Annotated in this window: 17 protein-coding genes; 9 read left to right on the top strand and 8 right to left on the bottom strand. The window is 46.5% G+C overall.

The annotated features are described in order from the left end of the window. A partial coding sequence (locus CAG69_RS17380) for an MBL fold metallo-hydrolase (protein ID WP_161445373.1) occupies nucleotides 1-1,110 on the bottom strand: 1,110 nt, incomplete at its 3' end. Nucleotides 1,111-1,290: 180 nt separating this feature from the next. Between CAG69_RS17380 and CAG69_RS17375 the strand changes: the two genes are divergently transcribed. Then, nucleotides 1,291-1,536, top strand: coding sequence for a Rho-binding antiterminator (locus tag CAG69_RS17375; RefSeq protein WP_005460845.1), 246 nt, complete (start codon nucleotides 1,291-1,293; stop codon nucleotides 1,534-1,536). Between the two features lie 96 nt (nucleotides 1,537-1,632). On the opposite strand, the gene CAG69_RS17370 is transcribed toward CAG69_RS17375, so the two are convergent. The 3 genes from CAG69_RS17370 to ompW form a co-directional block, all read right to left on the bottom strand. Further along, nucleotides 1,633-3,123 carry an MDR family MFS transporter gene (locus CAG69_RS17370; protein ID WP_161445372.1) on the bottom strand — a complete coding sequence of 497 codons (1,491 nt, stop codon included), beginning with the start codon at nucleotides 3,121-3,123 and terminating at the stop codon, nucleotides 1,633-1,635. After that, nucleotides 3,120-4,145: an HlyD family secretion protein gene (locus tag CAG69_RS17365; RefSeq protein ID WP_161445369.1), complete on the bottom strand. Its 1,026-nt coding sequence runs from the start codon at nucleotides 4,143-4,145 to the stop codon at nucleotides 3,120-3,122. The genes CAG69_RS17370 and CAG69_RS17365 overlap by 4 nt, the downstream gene beginning before the upstream one ends. A 214-nt stretch (nucleotides 4,146-4,359) precedes the next feature. Then, the gene (ompW, locus tag CAG69_RS17360) at nucleotides 4,360-5,004 is read right to left on the bottom strand and encodes an outer membrane protein OmpW (RefSeq protein ID WP_005391962.1); all 645 of its coding nucleotides are present in this window, start codon (nucleotides 5,002-5,004) and stop codon (nucleotides 4,360-4,362) included. Nucleotides 5,005-5,500: 496 nt separating this feature from the next. Between ompW and CAG69_RS17355 the strand changes: the two genes are divergently transcribed. From CAG69_RS17355 to CAG69_RS17345, 3 genes are read left to right on the top strand one after another with little or no spacing between them, the layout of a single operon-like run. After that, a complete protein-coding gene (locus CAG69_RS17355; protein WP_005391967.1) occupies nucleotides 5,501-6,151 on the top strand; it encodes a Qnr family pentapeptide repeat protein in 651 nt (216 codons plus the stop codon). A gap of 9 nt (nucleotides 6,152-6,160) precedes the next feature. Next, entirely contained in the window at nucleotides 6,161-6,472 is a 312-nt protein-coding gene (locus CAG69_RS17350; protein WP_029865421.1) for a cupin domain-containing protein, read from the top strand. A 38-nt stretch (nucleotides 6,473-6,510) separates the two neighbouring features. Further along, nucleotides 6,511-7,131: an HAD-IB family hydrolase gene (locus CAG69_RS17345; RefSeq protein ID WP_161445367.1), complete on the top strand. Its 621-nt coding sequence runs from the start codon at nucleotides 6,511-6,513 to the stop codon at nucleotides 7,129-7,131. Nucleotides 7,132-7,247: 116 nt separating this feature from the next. Here CAG69_RS17345 and CAG69_RS17340 read toward each other — a convergent pair whose 3' ends face one another. Both CAG69_RS17340 and CAG69_RS17335 read right to left on the bottom strand, forming a co-directional pair. Further along, nucleotides 7,248-8,426 carry a lytic polysaccharide monooxygenase gene (locus tag CAG69_RS17340; protein ID WP_161445365.1) on the bottom strand — a complete coding sequence of 393 codons (1,179 nt, stop codon included), beginning with the start codon at nucleotides 8,424-8,426 and terminating at the stop codon, nucleotides 7,248-7,250. A 215-nt stretch (nucleotides 8,427-8,641) separates the two neighbouring features. Beyond that, entirely contained in the window at nucleotides 8,642-9,082 is a 441-nt protein-coding gene (locus CAG69_RS17335) for an Lrp/AsnC family transcriptional regulator (RefSeq protein ID WP_029862756.1), read from the bottom strand. Nucleotides 9,083-9,196: 114 nt separating this feature from the next. Here CAG69_RS17335 and CAG69_RS17330 point away from each other — a divergent pair, with 114 nt between their 5' ends. The 3 genes from CAG69_RS17330 (at nucleotide 9,197) to CAG69_RS17320 (ending at nucleotide 12,945) form a co-directional block, all read left to right on the top strand. Continuing rightward, entirely contained in the window at nucleotides 9,197-9,781 is a 585-nt protein-coding gene (locus tag CAG69_RS17330; protein WP_161445363.1) for a LysE family translocator, read from the top strand. Between the two features lie 256 nt (nucleotides 9,782-10,037). After that, nucleotides 10,038-11,960, top strand: coding sequence for a S9 family peptidase (locus CAG69_RS17325; protein ID WP_161445362.1), 1,923 nt, complete (start codon nucleotides 10,038-10,040; stop codon nucleotides 11,958-11,960). 211 nt (nucleotides 11,961-12,171) lie between these two features. Continuing rightward, nucleotides 12,172-12,945, top strand: coding sequence for a siderophore-interacting protein (locus tag CAG69_RS17320; protein WP_161445360.1), 774 nt, complete (start codon nucleotides 12,172-12,174; stop codon nucleotides 12,943-12,945). Nucleotides 12,946-13,044: 99 nt separating this feature from the next. Here CAG69_RS17320 and CAG69_RS17315 read toward each other — a convergent pair whose 3' ends face one another. Both CAG69_RS17315 and CAG69_RS17310 read right to left on the bottom strand, forming a co-directional pair. Then, nucleotides 13,045-13,917 (bottom strand): LysR family transcriptional regulator, encoded by an 873-nt coding sequence (locus CAG69_RS17315; protein WP_020841645.1) that lies wholly within the window; start codon nucleotides 13,915-13,917, stop codon nucleotides 13,045-13,047. Between the two features lie 80 nt (nucleotides 13,918-13,997). Continuing rightward, a complete protein-coding gene (locus CAG69_RS17310; RefSeq protein WP_046875599.1) occupies nucleotides 13,998-14,804 on the bottom strand; it encodes an arylamine N-acetyltransferase family protein in 807 nt (268 codons plus the stop codon). A gap of 293 nt (nucleotides 14,805-15,097) precedes the next feature. Between CAG69_RS17310 and CAG69_RS17305 the strand changes: the two genes are divergently transcribed. Beyond that, nucleotides 15,098-16,246: an S-(hydroxymethyl)glutathione dehydrogenase/class III alcohol dehydrogenase gene (locus CAG69_RS17305; RefSeq protein WP_005391984.1), complete on the top strand. Its 1,149-nt coding sequence runs from the start codon at nucleotides 15,098-15,100 to the stop codon at nucleotides 16,244-16,246. 61 nt (nucleotides 16,247-16,307) lie between these two features. Further along, nucleotides 16,308-17,147 carry an S-formylglutathione hydrolase gene (gene fghA, locus CAG69_RS17300; protein ID WP_047009747.1) on the top strand — a complete coding sequence of 280 codons (840 nt, stop codon included), beginning with the start codon at nucleotides 16,308-16,310 and terminating at the stop codon, nucleotides 17,145-17,147. The last annotated feature ends 13 nt before the right edge of the window (nucleotides 17,148-17,160 follow it).

Below are 17,160 nucleotides of genomic sequence, written 5' to 3'. Positions count from 1 at the left end.
TATTTCTTTTTCTCGCCACCATTGTTTATTTATATGTTCTTGATGAACGTAAAAACTCTCCCCCGGCATTGGCGTCAGCAGCGTTATATGTTCTTTTTGACAATGGGTAAGCAAATCTAAAATCGGTTCGTCCCAGCGGTGAGTAAACAGTTCGTATGTAGCCCAATGTACTGGCAACAGTTTTTTCGCATTTAAATCGCGAAACGCTTGCACGGTATGATGAGCCTGCATGTGCCCCCAGTTTTCGACCGGATAACCTTGGCCTTTCACATCAGCAGCCACTTCCAAACAGGCAATGTCGATTGGTCCACATCGCTGTGCGATCTCGGAAAAGTGCGAATCGTAAGCTGAATCACCACTAAAATAGAGCGTCTCTTCTTTGCCTTTGATGACCCAAGAAGCCCACAGGGTCGCGTTTTTATCGAAATAAGTACGACCCGAATTATGGTTAGCAGGCGTACAAATCAGTTCAATTCCGGCATAGTGCACGTTATCCCACCAATCGAATTCCACGATGTTGTCTGCGCAAACGCCCCACGTTATCAGATGCTTGCCAACCCCTAAGGGTACATAAAACGTCACGGGTTTATCGGCGTAGAAACGTATGGTCGATGCTTCTAAATGGTCGTAATGATCGTGCGAAATCACGATGATTTCAGGAATCGGCAAACAATCTCTGGCATGGGTATTGGGAATATTGCGTTCAAACCACGCTTTTGCGATGAACGGAGAAGCGTAATCAAAGACCGGATCGGTCAGAATTCGAATGCCATCGACCTCCACCAGCATGGTGGAATGGCCCAGCCAAGTAAGGCGCATCGATTCACTTCGCTGCGCAAACTGCGTGGGTTGAATTGGGGAATGTGGCAGATGCTCGTTAGGACTCAACGGCGTTCTACCACCAAGATAACTCCAACACACCTGCCAGAATGATTGCGGACTAGGGACATTTGGCATCTCGTTTTTAACGCGGCCGTTTTCAAATTGAGGCGAGTAGTGAATACGGTGCGCCAACTGCGCATGGTAGGTTTGAGGGGAAATCAGTGAACTTGGCTTTTGTGTCTTTTGTTCACTCGTTAGGTATGTGCGCTTAAGTATCGTCTCAGACATATCGTAGTTTTGTCTCGCTTGCGAACGCTCAACAGTAGGTTTATTAAAACGTGCGTGTATGTCTATTTCGTGACCAAAATGAGGTGTAAGATGAAGATTCAGTTTCAATCAGACGTCTTCTATTTAAGGATACGGTTCTCAAACCTTCTGAATACCGCGTCGGTTTGAAAGGAGAAAACTATGGTGACTTGCAGCCAATACGATTTTATTGAAATCGCCTGTATGTTTAAGCTCCCTATCGAGATCACACTAAAAAATGGTGAAACTCATCAGGGCAACGCGTTCGACACAGGCTACGACATGCAGCGACAAGAGTGCTTGTTTTTAGATATGGATGGTGAGCACACCGCCTTCCCGACTGAACAATTAGTCGCAATGCGCGCACTCAAAGCCAATCCGCATTTTGACGAAGTTACGTTTGAGTAAACGTCCTTCTTTCACTGACACCGTCCAATAAAAAACGCCTCTCAAGCTGACACAACTTGAGAGGCGTTCTCTTACACGGTTCACCTGAACTTGTTGTTATTCACGCGACCGTATGAAAACCAGCATCGGCATCATGATCACGAACATCACCCCCACAAGCTGGAAGGTGTGCACAAACGCGACCATTTGCGATTGCTGCAGCAACATTTGTTGGTATTGGTCTAACGCAACCGGGTCGGTAATGGAAAGCCCCTGATTGGCCGCCCAGTCATGCAAGTTAGGATTATAAGGATTAATCCCCTCTCCCAGCGCATGCCATTGCTGCTGACTATCACGATATTGGAACGTGGTAGCGATAGAGATACCAAACGAACTACCAATCGTACGGAACAGATTGTAAATACTCGCCGCTGCGACAGATTGCTCTTTCGGAATCGTTAAATACGCCAAGGTGGACAGCGTCGAGAAGGTTAAACCAAGCCCCATCCCCTGAATCATACTCGGCATCACAATCCAAAATGTATCGATCTGCAGTGAGTATTGCGTCATCAAATAACTACCAATCCCGATGCAGCTCAAGCCAAAGACTATTTTGATTCTGGGATCGAATTGCGGATTGAGCTTAATCACCAAAATCAACATCGCCGCTGACGCCAATCCACGCGGTGCCATTAATAAGCCAGTGGTTGAGACCGGATAATCCAGCAAGCTTTCCAACAGCATTGGTTGTTGAGTCGTCAGGCCAAACATCGCCATCGACACCACGGCAATCATCAACGACGAGACCATAAGATTTCGGTCTTTAAGCAGCCATAATGGCGCTATTGGGCTTTTGGTTTTCCAGCTGCGATAAATCCACATCACCGATCCCATGACTGCGAGTAATATCGCGGTCTGGATCATGCGTGAGTTGAGCCAGTCTTCTTCGTTCCCTTTATCCAACACAAACTGCAACGCGCCCACACCTAACGCCATGTAACCAATGATCCACCAATCAAAGTTAGGTTTGGATTTGTTGTCGATGTGGATATAGCGATAAATCAAAGAGGTACAGATCAAACCGAATGGCAAGTTGATGTAAAATATCCAGCGCCAATTGATGTTGTCGGTGATCACGCCACCCACGACTGGGCCCAGAATAGGACCAAGCAAAATGCCGATGGAGAAAATTGCCATCGCTTTGCCTTTTTGCTCATACGGATAAATCTGCACTAACGTCGACTGCGCCAATGGAATCACCGACGCGCCGAAAGCGCCTTGGATAATGCGAAATAGCACCATCTCTTCAAGAGACTGTGCTTGCCCACAAAGCGCACTGGCAATCACAAAACCGATCACAGCAACCAGCATGACTTTGCGTTCACCAAAGCGCGACACCCAGAAACTGGTCATCGGAATGAAGATCGCTTCCGCCATGCTGTAACCCGTCAGCACCCAAGTAATTTGGTCTGCCGTTGCGCCCAACGCGCCCATCATGTGCGATAGCGACACGTTCGCAACGGTCATATCGATTAACACCATGATGGCAGAAAGCATCACGGCGACGGTGGCAATCCCCCGTTTGTCTGCCGTAATTTGATGGTTCATTGCACGCTACTTTGCAAATCAATAGTGACTTCTGAGCTCGCACCCACGCGAAGTTGCGGCGCATCGGCCGGTACTTCTAATGCCAAACGTACAGGGAAACGCTGTTTGATTTTAACCCAGTTTCCCGTTGCGTTTTCTGGTGGCATCAAGGAGAACGATGTACCACTCGCAGGCGACAGTTGCTCTACCGTTGCTTTCCACACCACGTCTGGGTACATATCAATCACCACATCCGCATGCATGCCAGGTTTAATATGAGTAAGATCGGTTTCTTTAAAGTTCGCACGTACCCAATAGCTGTCTTTTAAAATCACAGGGAACAGCGTTTGACCCACGCTAACGACCGAGCCTACGTGCGTATTGATTTCACCGGCAATGCCATCCACTGGTGACGTAATGTCGGTGTAGCTCAAGTTCAGCTCCGCTTGCGCTAACTGTGCAGCCGCTTGTTGAACGACCGCAGCCTCTACGCCTTCTTCACCACGGTTCGCAATGGCTTTTTCTACCGTCGCGCGCGCTTGCTCTAGGCTCGCTTGAGCATTGGCTAGTTTGTTTTTCGCCGTATCTAAATCTTGGTCCGACGCCAGTTTGCGTTTCACTAGAGAATCCGTACGTTTGTACTCCACTTGCGCTTCTGTCAGGTTAGAGCGCGCCGCATCTAAGCCCGCAACGGCTTCAGTTACCTGCTTATCGGCAACGTCATGTTGCTGGACCGCCAATTGGTATGCCGCTTTTGCTTGCTTCACTGCCAACAAATATGGGCGTGAATCTATCTTCAGCAGTAGGTCACCTTTATTAACAGATTGGAAATCTTTGACATCCACAGAAACCACTTGGCCTTTTACCTGAGGCGCTACCGACAAAATTTTTGCCCTAACGTAGGCATCTTCCGTGCTTGGATGACTGTCTGAATACTGCCAAGACCAATACATCGCACCAAATGCGATAACACAGAGAGTAAAGAAAACAGTTTTTACCAGCTTAGATCTGGAGGAAGAATGCTTCGCGATGTCGCCGCTCATTTATATTGTCCACTTGTTCAATTATGTGATCAGTGTAGGACTTTTCGATCTTCGGACAATAAAATGATCTGCAAGGTAAAGATCCAATTTTGCGTGTTGCTAAGTTGAGTGAATGATGTGCAATCAAAACGAGGATAAAAAAGAGGGGCAGTCCCCGTAACCGCCCCCAAAGTCATGCCAATAATAGTAATGTGCGTGTAACTACTGGCTTTTCTTAGAACTTGTAACCGCCGCTGATCATAAATACCCAAGGGTTAATCTTGACGTCGGTTTTTTGCTTCGCTCCACCTGCTTTGTAAGTTGCTTCTGTTTCAATGTTTGCGTACCACGCAGCAGCGTTGAGGAACCATTGATCGTTGATCATGTAATCCACACCAATATTCGCTGCTAGACCGAATGAGTCATCCAACTTAAGATCTGAAAGACCAGCGCCTTTACCCGTGCTATTGAAGCCCTCATCAAAGAACATGGTGTAGTTGAGACCTGCACCAACATATGGACGGAACTTACTTTGTGGCTCGCCAAAGTAGTACTGAACCATAAGCGTTGGTGGAAGGTGTTTGGTGTCCGCGATATCACCAAGACCTAACAAGTCTGTTGAAATATCGTGGCTGAATGGTGTTGCTGCTAGAAGCTCTAGACTGATGTTATCTGTGAACATGTAGCCAAACGTCAAACCAAGCTGCGTATTTGAATCCACTTTCAATTCTTCTTGAGAACCAAGAATCTTATCGCTGCTGTCATTAGGAACAACAGACGCCGCACCAACACGAAGAACGAAGTCACCTTGTTTATGAGCGAAAACACTTGGTGACACGAGTGCAGCAACCACTGCTAGACTGCAGATTGTTTTTTTCATTTTTTATTTCCTTTTATAGGGCTTCGTTATGTCGTACCCAAAGGTGTGCCTGCTGACTGGCCTTAGATTTCAAGTAAACTCAGCGCCTTGAAGCACACGGGCATCTATATTTTTTTGAGCTGCGCGCAATCTAGCACATAGAAACCCTACTATTTTGATGGAAATCAATTTGTGAAAAATATAGTTTTTTTGTATAGAGAAACGCCATACCGATCAACAAATTATGCAAATCGGATACAATTCTGTAATGCAAACTGTGCGTGTGAGAAGCCATGCCTACTCAAAAACACGAATCCTCTCGCTAGGGCTTGTAGCCAGCAAAAACTTTTTTCTTCCTCTACGTCTTCTATTTTCAAAAAACAACCCACTTAAAACGCTCGTTTGACCCCTTAAAATTGCGATTTGAGGGGTTTGTAAAACACTGAAATACAAGAAGTTATTTTTCTGGAAAATCAGTCACTTGGAGTGCTAGTCTGCTCGCAGCTAAGGAGAAGACATGTTAAAAACCGATCTCATTTTTGAACGAGAAAACTTTTCTCATCACGATTTTCAGAATGCCACCTTTAAAAACTGCCACTTTTATATGTGCAGTTTCGACCATGCCGATCTGCGCGATGCTAAGTTCATCGACTGTCGCTTTATCGAATCCAAAGCGCTAGAAGGGTGTAGTTTTCGCTTCGCGAACTTAAAAGACGCCAGCTTTACGAACTGTATGTTGGCGATGAGCCTGTTTAACGGCGCAAATTGTATGGGCTTGGAGCTGCGTAAGTGCGATCTCAAAGGGGCAAACTTCCAAGGTGCGAACTTTGCTAATCGCGTCAGTAACACCATGTTTTTCTGTTCTGCTTTTATTACTGGCTGCAACCTCACCTACTGTAACTTCGAGCGAGTGTTACTAGAAAAATGTGACCTCTTTGAAAACCGTTGGAACGGAGCGAACCTCGCGGGGGCAACTCTTAAAGGCTCGGATTTATCTCGCTGCGAATTCTCGCCAGAACAATGGGGAACCTTTAACGTTGAGCAGTGTGATCTGACTCATGTCGAACTAGACGGGCTAGATGTTCGCCGCGTTTCTCTGTTTGGTGTTAAAATTTGTGATTGGCAACAAGAGCAATTGCTTGCGCCTTTTGGACTGATCATTATCTAAGGAAAGGCCATGAACCTGTTTAAAGACTTACCGAATAACCTCGACGAGGAAGTGTTCGAAGACCTGCTGACCCACAAAAACCTGCGTATAGAACGCATTGTCTCAACAGGGCAAACCTCGCCCAAAAGTGGCTGGTACGATCAAGAAGAACATGAATGGGTATTGGTTCTTAAAGGAACTGGAGAGCTGACTTTTGAATCAGGTGTAGTGAAACGACTTGAGGCAGGCGATCACGTTACGATTCCAGCTCATACCAAACACAAAGTGAGCTGGACTGACCCAACGCAAGAAACCATTTGGTTGGCAGTGTTTTATCAATAAACACAAAACGATCTTAAATCGAAAAATAGGCGCTGAATTTGCTCGATACTACCAAGCCGTCACTGGCACTGTTTGATTTTGATGGCACCATTACCCGAGAGGATATGTTTAGCCTTTTCCTCCACTATTCTGCTTATGGCCTGCGCAAGCGAGTAGGAAAGGTCGCTATCATGCCATTTTATGCGCTGTACAAACTCGGAGTGTTACCCGCTCGTCTTATGCGTCCGCTCAGCAGTTTTATTGCATTTTCAGGGAAAGAAAAGCAGCAAATTGAAGTGATTGGCGCTCAGTTTGCCCATGAAGTGATCCCGCTGTACTTACGGCCAGAAGCGATGGAAAGGTTGGCGTGGCATCAACACAGAGGCGATACCATTGTGGTGGTGTCGGCATCACTCAATGCGTATCTCAAGCCTTGGTGTGAAGCGAACGGTTACCGCTTGCTGTGCAGTGAACTGATCTCAGAACAGGCAAAACTGAGTGGCTTTTACCAGCAAGGTGATTGCAGTTTAGAAAGAAAAGTCTCGCGCGTTAAGGCGGCGTTTTCGCTCGACGAGTTTGAGTCTATTTATGCCTACGGTGATACACACGAAGACATTCCGATGCTCAAACTGGCAGACTACGCGATGCTCAACTGGATCGAGTGGAGAGCAAGCGAATAACGATATGTGCTCTGATTTTCAAGACAACCACTCCGCCAAAGTGGTCGTTTTAGACTGAAAAAACAAACCCTTCTCACATGAGAAGGGTTTTATTGATCAGGGCCCGAATAACTGGCTTAACGCCATACACCCCATTGACCCGTTGTGCCTGGTTCCTCACCAGACGTCCACCACTGAGCGGTCCATTCTTTACCGTTGTGCGTCACCACATCACCTTGGTCGTAAACGGCCGTCTTGTCCCATAAGTTGGTTGGTTCAACTGGTGGCGGTACATCCGCTTTGATCAGTGACAACGCATAACTGAAGTCTGCGCTTGGCGCTAATACTTGGTTCGCATTTACGTTCTTACTATCGAACATGTAGTGGTTCATCTCTTGATGCCAAATGCCCACATACCAATCGCCCGTTTGCTGCGCGTTAAATTGATCCGCAATTTCTGCCGCCCAAGTCGTCGTATTGTTTGCGCTGATTGGTAGTGAAATATCAACAATTTCATTGCCTGTCGCATTAAACGTACGGAAACGGATGGTGTCACCCGCTTCTACTGGTCCAAAACCTTGCTGAACAAAGTAGCCCAGAGATGTCAGATTATTACCCGGTTCGGTTGGATCAACGGGGTCAGTCGGCGGCGTCGTACCTGTTCCGTTTAACGTAATGTCACTACAGTTGTAGAAACCTTCACCAGCGACATCAATGCGCTGCCAACGAGTATAAAGCACCGCATCGCCCGAGCGATCGGCAGGGAAAGTGACTTGAATACGGTAGCGTTTTTCCGTATCAACATACACGTCACCTGCGGTGTCAATCAGCTCTAAATCCCCCCAAGTAAGCGGTTTTGAATCATCATAAGTCGGCTTGGTGAGATAGAATTCCCAGTACGATGGGTTGTGCGGCGCCTTGCCGTAAAACACCAATTCAATCTGGTTATTTGCATCTGGCGTAACATTGGTGCGCTGCCAGTTTGGAGAAGGAATGTTCAAACCTTTTTTAGCCGCGTCTCCAGCAGAACACAGTTCGCCATCACGGACTACGGCTTTAACATGCTCCATATCTCGGTAATTTGGTACGTTTGCTGCAATTTCGCTGCGTTGCACAAACGGGTACGCGCCAGATTCTTCAAAAGCCGCTTTACACGCTTGGTTAGGGATCTCGTTGGTCCAAAAACCACCGTCTAAATAACACGTATTTTGACGAGCACTTGGAAACTCTACCCAGCCATGGGCGTTGACGTTAAATGAGCTCAATGCGGCAACAGCGCTTAAGCTCAAAAGAGGAAGTGTTACATGTGATTTCATCGTTCATCCTTAAATTTGCTGACTCGCCGCTCATGAACACAAGCGGTTTAAGCAAAACTAGCAGGATGAGATTATTTTGAAGGTGAGAATAAAGGTGGAAATTGTAAGAGTGCCATCTGCTTTCCAGCATTTGTTGTGTACTTATCTCATACTCGACTGACTCTTTCGAGTCACTTCAAATTCGCGTGCCACAAAACCATGCCACTCTTGACCGACTAACGTTCGTCTTTCGGTGTGTCCATTACCACCATGGTTGTGATCGACTTGACGTGCTCACACTCACCCAGTACATCGGCATGGAACGCTTTATATGCGGCTAAACTTTGCGTTTCTACGCGTATTAAATATTCATTAGCTCCCGTAATATTGTGACATTCCACCACTTCATCCACAAAGCGCACGTGTTCTTCAAAACCAAGCTGTGCTTGCTTAGAGTGCGAGGCCAAACCAATCGACACATAAGCGACAAAACCCACGCCAAGTTGCTGATTATCCAGTACTGCTCGGTAGCCTTTGATCACGCCTTTACGCTCTAAATCTTGCACTCGGCGTAAGGTTGCAGACGGAGATAAACCAACGCGTTCCGACAGCTCCACATTGGAGATTCTTCCATCTCGTTTGAGCACTTGCAATATTCTTTCGTCAAATCTATCCATGATGATGTTTCATTGCTTATTTGGTTTCTAATCATCAAATAAAAGCACAATATTGACCTCAGTTCTACTTATAGTTGTTCTCAACTTATCGAGAACAGATTCAAGGAACAATCTATGGAATATCATCAACTGGGCGCTTTGGCGTTGTTCGCTTTTGTCTCCACTTTTACGCCGGGTCCCAATAACATTATGTTGATGACCTCAGGGGCAAATGTTGGCTTTAAACGCACCATTCCACACATGTTGGGCATTACCTTCGGTTTTGGTGCCATGTTAATTTTGGTGGGCATTGGCTTGATGAGCCTCTTCAACGCTTACCCAATTACTCACTCCATTTTGAAAGTATTGAGCTTGAGTTATTTGCTGTACTTGACGTACAAAATCGCCACGAGCGGCAAAACCGAAGCAAAACACGATTTTCGCCCAATGTCTTTTTTAGGGGCGGTGGCATTCCAATGGGTGAACCCGAAGGGTTGGTCGATGGCGTTAACGGCTATTACCGTGTACAGCAGCGTTGGCGCATGGCTAGAGCTGACTTTTATCGCCGGTATCTTCTGCTTAGCTAACTTGCCATCGGTAACATTTTGGACTGCGGCAGGCATGCAACTTCAACGCTGGTTGACCACATCTAGGCGTGTAAAAGGGTTTAACTATGGGATGGCAGCGCTTTTACTGCTGTCGACTATCCCAATGATATAGAAGACAAAATAGCCGTAAAACCGTGATCTAATACAAAGTTCAGGTAGATACTGAATCAATAATCACAATCTAACGCCACTTTTGGACAATGCCAGGGTCATAGTAGCGAAGCAATGCGCTATTTATTAAAAGCACACTAATCATAAGCCACAGCTATTTTTAATGTTCGTTGCTTGCTCGCAGTAACTGCGATGAATCTATCACCCTGGCCAAAAGCTCATGAGCTTAAGGTCCTTTACACAAGGAGCGTTACACAATGCACACTCGCAAGCTTATTCTTGCTGCCACTTTTGGATTATTATTGGCGGGTTGCAGTCAAACATCCACCACAACCAATGCTGAAATGATTCCACCCGAGTATCCAGTGGATTATTTCTTTAAAAACAGCGAAGTTTCTAGCTATCAAATCTCTCCTGCTGGTGACTACATCTCAATGATGAAGCCATGGCAAGACCGTAAGAACGTCTTTGTTTATCCCACAGATAACCCCGATCAGATAAAACGCGTCACATCCGTAACAGGGCGTGACATCGCATACTACTACTGGGTTGGCGAAGACACCGTAATTTACTCTCGTGATACGGGAGGAGATGAGAACTTTTATCTCGTGACGGTTAATGTCAAAACAGGCGAAGAGAAAACCATCACACCGACATCCGGTGTTGTGGCATACGTTATCGACACACTAGACAATCAACCCGATGACATTTTGATTTCGAGTAACGAGCGTAACCCGCAAGTCTTTGATGTTTATCGACATAATCTAAAAACAGGCGAAAATACTCTCGTTGCGCAAAACCCGGGCAATGTGCGCTCATGGGGTACCGATCACGATGGCAACATTCGTGTCATCACCACATCAGATGGTGTTAATACCTCCGTTTTATATCGCGATACGGTTGAAGATGAATTTAAGCCGCTAAAGAATCTCACTTTCAAAGAGAGCTTTAGCCCCATTTCATTCACGCCGGACAACAAAAACTTATATGTGGCATCACGAATTACGCGTGATAAATCAGCCATCGTTGAATACGATGTAAAAGCCAATAAAGAAATACGAGAAATCTTCTCTCACCCGGAAGTTGACGTGAATAGCGCTCATTACTCTGAAGCGCTTAATAAGCTGGTTTCAGTCTCTTACGTGACAGATAAAAACCACTATCACTTCTTAGATGATTCCTACCAACAAACCTTCGAACGCCTCTCAGAGAAACTGCCAAATGTAGAAATTTCTGTAACTAGTGCGACGCGAGATGAAAGTAAAATGATTGTCGTCACCTACAGCGATGTCGATCGACCAAATTACTACTTCTACGATCGTAAAGCAGACAAATTGGAGAAATTGGCAGAAAACGCTCCATGGCATAAGCCAGAACATATGGCGAAGATGACGCCTATCCAATACACCGCTCGCGATGGAGAAACCATTCATGGGTACCTAACGCTGCCGAAGGGTCAAGAGGCCAAAGATCTGCCTTTGCTTGTGCTCCCGCACGGCGGTCCATGGGCTCGTGATCACTGGGGATTTCAGCCTGAGGTACAATTATTCGCTAACCGTGGTATCGCGGTTCTGCAAATGAACTTCAGGGGATCAACTGGTTATGGTCGCGAGTTTTGGGAGAAGTCGTTTAAGCAATGGGGACAATCCATGCAGGATGACATTACCGACGGTGTCAAATGGGCTACTGAACAAGGTTACGCACAAGATGGCAACGTATGTATTTATGGTGCCTCTTATGGCGGCTACGCAACTCTGGCGGGGGTGACATTCACTCCTGATTTGTATAAGTGCGGAATCGACTACGTTGGCGTATCTAACTTATTTACCTTTATGGACTCCATTCCACCTTATTGGGCACCATTCCTTGCAATGTTACACGAGCAAGTAGGCAATCCGAATGATCGTGAAGACGCGAAAATGATGAAAGCCTACTCACCAGTGTTCCATGTCGACCAAATTAAGGCACCTTTATTGGTCCTACAAGGTGCACAAGATCCACGCGTGGTGAAGAGCGAGTCAGACCAAATCGTTGATGCACTGCGCGAACGAGGCGTCGAGGTCGAATACATCGTGAAAGAAAATGAGGGGCACGGATTCCGCTCTTTGGAGAACCGTCTTGATGGTTACCAAGCGATGGATAGATTCCTAAAAACACATTTACTTGAGCAGACTCAGTAAGCCTTTACATCGTTAAGTTCGAAAGGGCATGTTAGCGTGCCCTTTCTTATTTTTTCTACGTATTTTGCTCGACCCAGTCCCCAGTACTACTGCAATACTCCAATAATCCAGCTCAATTCACAGTGTAAATTTATATAAAGACACTACCCTCTTATGAGAGATCTTGATAACCTTAAATGAGAAAGAGAATAATTATCGAGTAGAGTCAAAGATGAAGAAGAAGCCTCAACCTAAAACGATTGTTGTCACAGATACAGAGACAATTACCCCAAATATGCAGCGTATTACTTTGCAAGGTGAAGCGCTAAGCCAGTTTCCACGCGACTGCGAAGGTAGCTACATCAAGCTATTGTTCAATGAGATGGGCGGTACCGATTTGAGCACGCTAAGCGACGATAACCGACCATTAATGCGAACCTATACTATTCGTCGTTTCCATCCGGAAACACACACCATCGAAGTCGATTTTGTCCGCCACACCACACAAGATTTACAGTGTGGCTTTGCCGCGCGTTGGGCGATGGCCGCACAAAAAGGCGATACGATTAATATCGTAGGTCCAGGCAGTATCTCTAATTTGAATACCGAGGCTGACTGGTTCTTTATGGCCGCCGATATGACAGCACTTCCTGCTCTTTCAGCGAAAATTCGTACGCTACCAGAAGAGGCAAAAGGCTACGCCGTGATCAGTGTGGTGTCTGCGGCCGACATCCAGCCTCTGCACGCACCAGCTGGTATAGAGCTAATTTGGCTTACAGAAGGTCAAACCCTAGCAGAAGCGGTACGCGAACAAAAATGGCTAGATGGGGACGCCGCAGTATGGTGTGCCTGTGAGTTCGATTCAATGCGCGCGCTACGCCAATACTTCCGCAACGAGAAAGAAGTTGATCGTGAAAATATCTACATCAGCAGCTATTGGAAACAAGGCGTGTCGGAAGACGGGCACAAAGTGATTAAACGTGAAGACGCGGAATCCAATCAATAGTGGTTCATGTCTTTTCGATTCCAGCTCTCATCCTAATAAAAACGCCCGGCATTACCGGGCGTTTTAGCAACATACCTTGTAATGAGGCACTTTAAACCGCTAATCAACAAGCTCTTGCGCCAAAAAGTCGATCAATAACCGCACTTTTGGCGACAAATTGCGACTTTGCGGATACAGCGCCCAAATGCCTTCGCGATCATCGCGGTAATCGGTCAGCACCTCGACCAACTCACCACTGTCTAACGCCTCTTGCACGTAGTAGTCCGGCAGCTGCACTAAACCCAGACCGCGTTTCGCTGCGTCCACCAAAGCAAAACCGCTGTTGCATTTAATCCTTCCCGACACGCGCAAAGACTTATCGCGTTTATTTTCTTTAAAGTGCCAATAGTCGACAGAGCCAACCAAGCACTGATGCCGTCCCAATTCCGACAACGTATGTGGCTCACCAAAACGCTCCAAGTACATCGGACTGGCACACACGTAGGTTTGACGTGAGGAAAGACGCTTGGCGATCATGCTGGAATCTTGCAAGCGGCCAAGACGAATCGCTACGTCCACACCTTGCTCAATCAAATCCAGCTTTTGGTTGGTCAGCACTAAATCAAGATCCACACGCGGGTACTTTTCCAAAAACTGATGCAAAAGCGGCGCGAGGTTCATTTCCCCATACGTCACAGGAGCCGTCACGCGCAGCAAACCGCGCGGTTCGGTCTGCATTTGCGTTACAGCAAGCTCGGCCAGTTCTAACCCTTCCACCAAATGTTTACACTGCTGGTAATAGAGTTGTCCGGCTTCAGACAGGGAGACTTTTCGCGTCGTGCGATGCAGCAATTTCACCGCAAGTCGTTCTTCAAGTGCCGATACCCGACGACTGATTTGTGCCACCGATGTTTTCAGCTTAGCTGCTGCTCCGGTAAAACTGTTGGTTTCCGCCACAGCAACAAATTCGCTGACCCCTTCCCAATTCGCCATGCTGTATTCCTGTCGACCTCTTTTAGACAAATAGTGATGAAAATGTTCTCGTCGCGCTACGCTTTGAAAACGGGAGAATTTTACGCATCAGGCAACGGACGAAGATCGCCGTACTGCGCATCAAGTTCAATGCCGAAGTATTCTTTCAATGCATCCAGATAGGCTTGGCCTGGCTCTAACTCCAATTCTGTCTGCTCACCTTGGCTGGTGTATTTGAGTGTGTAGTTAAGCAATGTCACCAACCCACTTTCTGTTGCTTTCGCCGCAACTCTTGCGCTGGTAAAACGCGAGTGAGGAGAAGTGGAAGTAAAAAAGTTGCCACACGCGATATCACCCGCAAACACAAACTCTAAATCGAAGCTATAAAGGTTGTTCCACGTGTCCGTTCCGTCCGTTGACAACACTTGAAGGAAGTAACCAAACTGAGCATCTTCGACAAAGCGGAAGGTTTGTAAATCCGTTTGAATCACTTGGTTGAGGATAAACGGCAATGGCGCGCGCGGCGTATTGGAGCCAAAGCCCACATCGACAATCCATGCTTGTTCATCCAGCGTTACCAACGTGATTTGATGACTACGGCCAGTTGGTGTGCCCGACACATGCACACGCCCTAGTAAACTGCGTGCTTCAAATCCGAGAGTATTGAGTACCTCAAGCATTAAACCATTCAATTCAAAACAGTAACCACCGCGAGAGTGATACACCGTTTTTTGAATGATGTCTTCAATCTCAACAGAGATGCCGCGCTGCAACGCAATATCAAAGTTCTCAAACGGCAGGCTGCGGTGCTGTGCCACGTGTACTTTATGTAATGTTTCTAAATCGGCAGGTAGCTCTCTTGGCAAACCGAGCTTGGTTAAATAGGCATTCAGATCCGTCTTGTTCATAATCACTCTTACTTCGCTGATGGGTTGATTGCGTTCTACTCTAGCCCCTCTACCTAACTTCAGGTCAACTGCCTTTTCCGCTTTCCCTTCCGCTTTGAGGAGGCATCACACTCTTGTTGTCCACTCACCTTAACATTATTACGTATATGTAAAAATCATTTTCAAAATGGACGGATTATCATTTTTATTGAAACACCTAGAATGGATACCAGCAAAACGACGCAGCGCAGTAAGCAAACCTTAACTACGCTTATTACGTCACTCCATATACTGAGAATATAAAGGAAAATCCAATGACTGTTGAAATCAAACCTGGTCAAACTCACATCAAATCCAAGGCAATGGTTGCATGGGCCGCTGGCGAACCACTGAAAATGGAAGAAGTGGATGTACAGCTTCCTAAAGCGGGTGAAGTGCTAGTGCGCATCGTCGCAACAGGTGTTTGTCATACTGATGCGTTCACTCTGTCAGGCGACGATCCAGAAGGCATCTTCCCTTCTATTCTTGGTCACGAAGGTGGCGGTATTGTTGAAATGGTGGGCGAAGGCGTTACCAGCGTTGAGGTTGGCGACCACGTGATTCCTCTTTACACCGCAGAATGTGGCGAGTGTAAGTTCTGTAAATCGGGCAAAACCAACCTTTGTCAGGCCGTGCGTGAAACACAAGGTAAAGGTCTGATGCCCGATGGTACAAGCCGTTTTTCTATCAACGGTGAAACCATCTTCCACTACATGGGTTGTTCTACTTTCTCTGAGTACACGGTACTCCCTGAAATCTCGCTAGCGAAAGTAAACAAAGATGCACCACTTGAAGAAGTGTGTCTGTTAGGTTGTGGCGTAACAACCGGTATGGGCGCAGTTATGAATACGGCAAAAGTTGAAAAAGGCGACACGGTTGCGATCTTTGGTCTGGGCGGCATCGGTCTTTCAGCGATCATCGGTGCACGCATGGTGGGTGCAAGCCGCATCATCGGTATCGATATCAACGAAAGCAAATTCGATCTTGCAAAACAGCTAGGCGCAACCGATGTGATTAACCCACAGAAATTCGACAAGCCTATCCAAGAAGTGATTGTTGAAATGACTGACGGTGGTGTTGACTACTCATTCGAATGTATCGGTAACGTAAACGTGATGCGTCAGGCACTTGAGTGTTGTCACAAAGGTTGGGGTGAGTCGGTGATCATCGGTGTTGCGGGTGCAGGTCAGGAGATCTCAACTCGTCCATTCCAGCTCGTAACTGGTCGTGTATGGCGTGGCTCGGCTTTCGGTGGTGTTAAAGGCCGCTCTGAGCTTCCAGAAATCGTAAACCGTTACATGGCTGGTGAGTTTGGCTTGCAAGAGTTCATTACTCATACAATGGGATTGGCTGACGTAAACAAAGCGTTTGATCTGATGCACGAAGGTAAGAGCATCCGTACTGTTATTCATATGGATCAATAATGCTGCCTCAGGCTCTCCTTTTGGGGAGCCTGAATTCATTCTGTTGTTAGAGAGTTTATTCATGACCATTGAAAATGTAAGCCAGGCCAAAGTGTTTGGCGGTTGGCACAAACAATATACACACGAATCCAAAGCCCTAAACTGCACGATGCGCTTTGCGATTTTCTTACCACCGAATGCCACTAAATCGAACCCCGTACCCGCTTTGTACTGGTTGTCGGGCTTAACCTGCACCGATGAAAACTTTATGCAGAAAGCGGGCGCATTTCGTATGGCGGCCGAGCTTGGCATTGCGATCATTGCACCAGACACGAGTCCAAGAGGCGAAGGTATCGCTGACGATGAAAACTATGACCTGGGTAAAGGAGCTGGCTTTTACCTTAATGCGACTCAAGCACCTTGGTCACTGCATTACTTCATGTACGATTACGTGACTAAAGAGTTACCAGAGATCATTGAAAGCAATTTCCCTGTCTCAGAAGTAAAATCCATTTCTGGGCACAGCATGGGAGGTCACGGAGCATTAACCATTGGTCTGAAAAACGCAGAACAATATCGCTCAATATCGGCGTTTAGCCCTATCTGTAACCCAGTCCAATGCCCTTGGGGACAAAAAGCCTTTACTGCTTACTTAGGCAAAGATATTGAGAGCTGGAAACAATACGATGCAAGTGAGCTTCTCAAGCAAAAACCATCACCACTTCCTATTTTGGTTGATCAAGGGGATGCTGATGGCTTCCTCAACGAGCAACTTAGGCCAGAAGCGCTGGTTGCTGCAGCAAAAGTGCATGATTCAAACCTGAACTTAAGAATGCAATCTGGTTATGACCATAGCTATTATTTCATCTCAAGCTTTATTGACGATCATCTCAACTTCCATGCGAAGTATTTGTTTGCCTAATTCATAGAAGTAA

It is taken from the genome of Vibrio sp. V43_P6S15P86, assembly GCF_009904725.1.
Lineage (GTDB): Bacteria > Pseudomonadota > Gammaproteobacteria > Enterobacterales > Vibrionaceae > Vibrio > Vibrio diabolicus.
Note: the sequence above shows the minus strand (reverse complement) of the source record. Positions and strands in the feature narration are given on the sequence as shown.

Excerpts from the sequence above, each read along its gene's own strand:
- CAG69_RS17375 (WP_005460845.1), top strand. The coding sequence starts at position 1,291 with ATGGTGACTTGCAGCCAATACGATTTTATTGAAATCGCCTGTATGTTT.
- CAG69_RS17370 (WP_161445372.1), bottom strand. The coding sequence starts at position 3,123 with ATGAACCATCAAATTACGGCAGACAAACGGGGGATTGCCACCGTCGCC.
- CAG69_RS17365 (WP_161445369.1), bottom strand. The coding sequence starts at position 4,145 with ATGAGCGGCGACATCGCGAAGCATTCTTCCTCCAGATCTAAGCTGGTA.
- ompW (WP_005391962.1), bottom strand. The coding sequence starts at position 5,004 with ATGAAAAAAACAATCTGCAGTCTAGCAGTGGTTGCTGCACTCGTGTCA.
- CAG69_RS17355 (WP_005391967.1), top strand. The coding sequence starts at position 5,501 with ATGTTAAAAACCGATCTCATTTTTGAACGAGAAAACTTTTCTCATCAC.
- CAG69_RS17350 (WP_029865421.1), top strand. The coding sequence starts at position 6,161 with ATGAACCTGTTTAAAGACTTACCGAATAACCTCGACGAGGAAGTGTTC.
- CAG69_RS17340 (WP_161445365.1), bottom strand. The coding sequence starts at position 8,426 with ATGAAATCACATGTAACACTTCCTCTTTTGAGCTTAAGCGCTGTTGCC.
- CAG69_RS17335 (WP_029862756.1), bottom strand. The coding sequence starts at position 9,082 with ATGGATAGATTTGACGAAAGAATATTGCAAGTGCTCAAACGAGATGGA.
- CAG69_RS17330 (WP_161445363.1), top strand. The coding sequence starts at position 9,197 with ATGGAATATCATCAACTGGGCGCTTTGGCGTTGTTCGCTTTTGTCTCC.
- CAG69_RS17325 (WP_161445362.1), top strand. The coding sequence starts at position 10,038 with ATGCACACTCGCAAGCTTATTCTTGCTGCCACTTTTGGATTATTATTG.
- CAG69_RS17320 (WP_161445360.1), top strand. The coding sequence starts at position 12,172 with ATGAAGAAGAAGCCTCAACCTAAAACGATTGTTGTCACAGATACAGAG.
- CAG69_RS17315 (WP_020841645.1), bottom strand. The coding sequence starts at position 13,917 with ATGGCGAATTGGGAAGGGGTCAGCGAATTTGTTGCTGTGGCGGAAACC.
- CAG69_RS17310 (WP_046875599.1), bottom strand. The coding sequence starts at position 14,804 with ATGAACAAGACGGATCTGAATGCCTATTTAACCAAGCTCGGTTTGCCA.
- CAG69_RS17305 (WP_005391984.1), top strand. The coding sequence starts at position 15,098 with ATGACTGTTGAAATCAAACCTGGTCAAACTCACATCAAATCCAAGGCA.
- fghA (WP_047009747.1), top strand. The coding sequence starts at position 16,308 with ATGACCATTGAAAATGTAAGCCAGGCCAAAGTGTTTGGCGGTTGGCAC.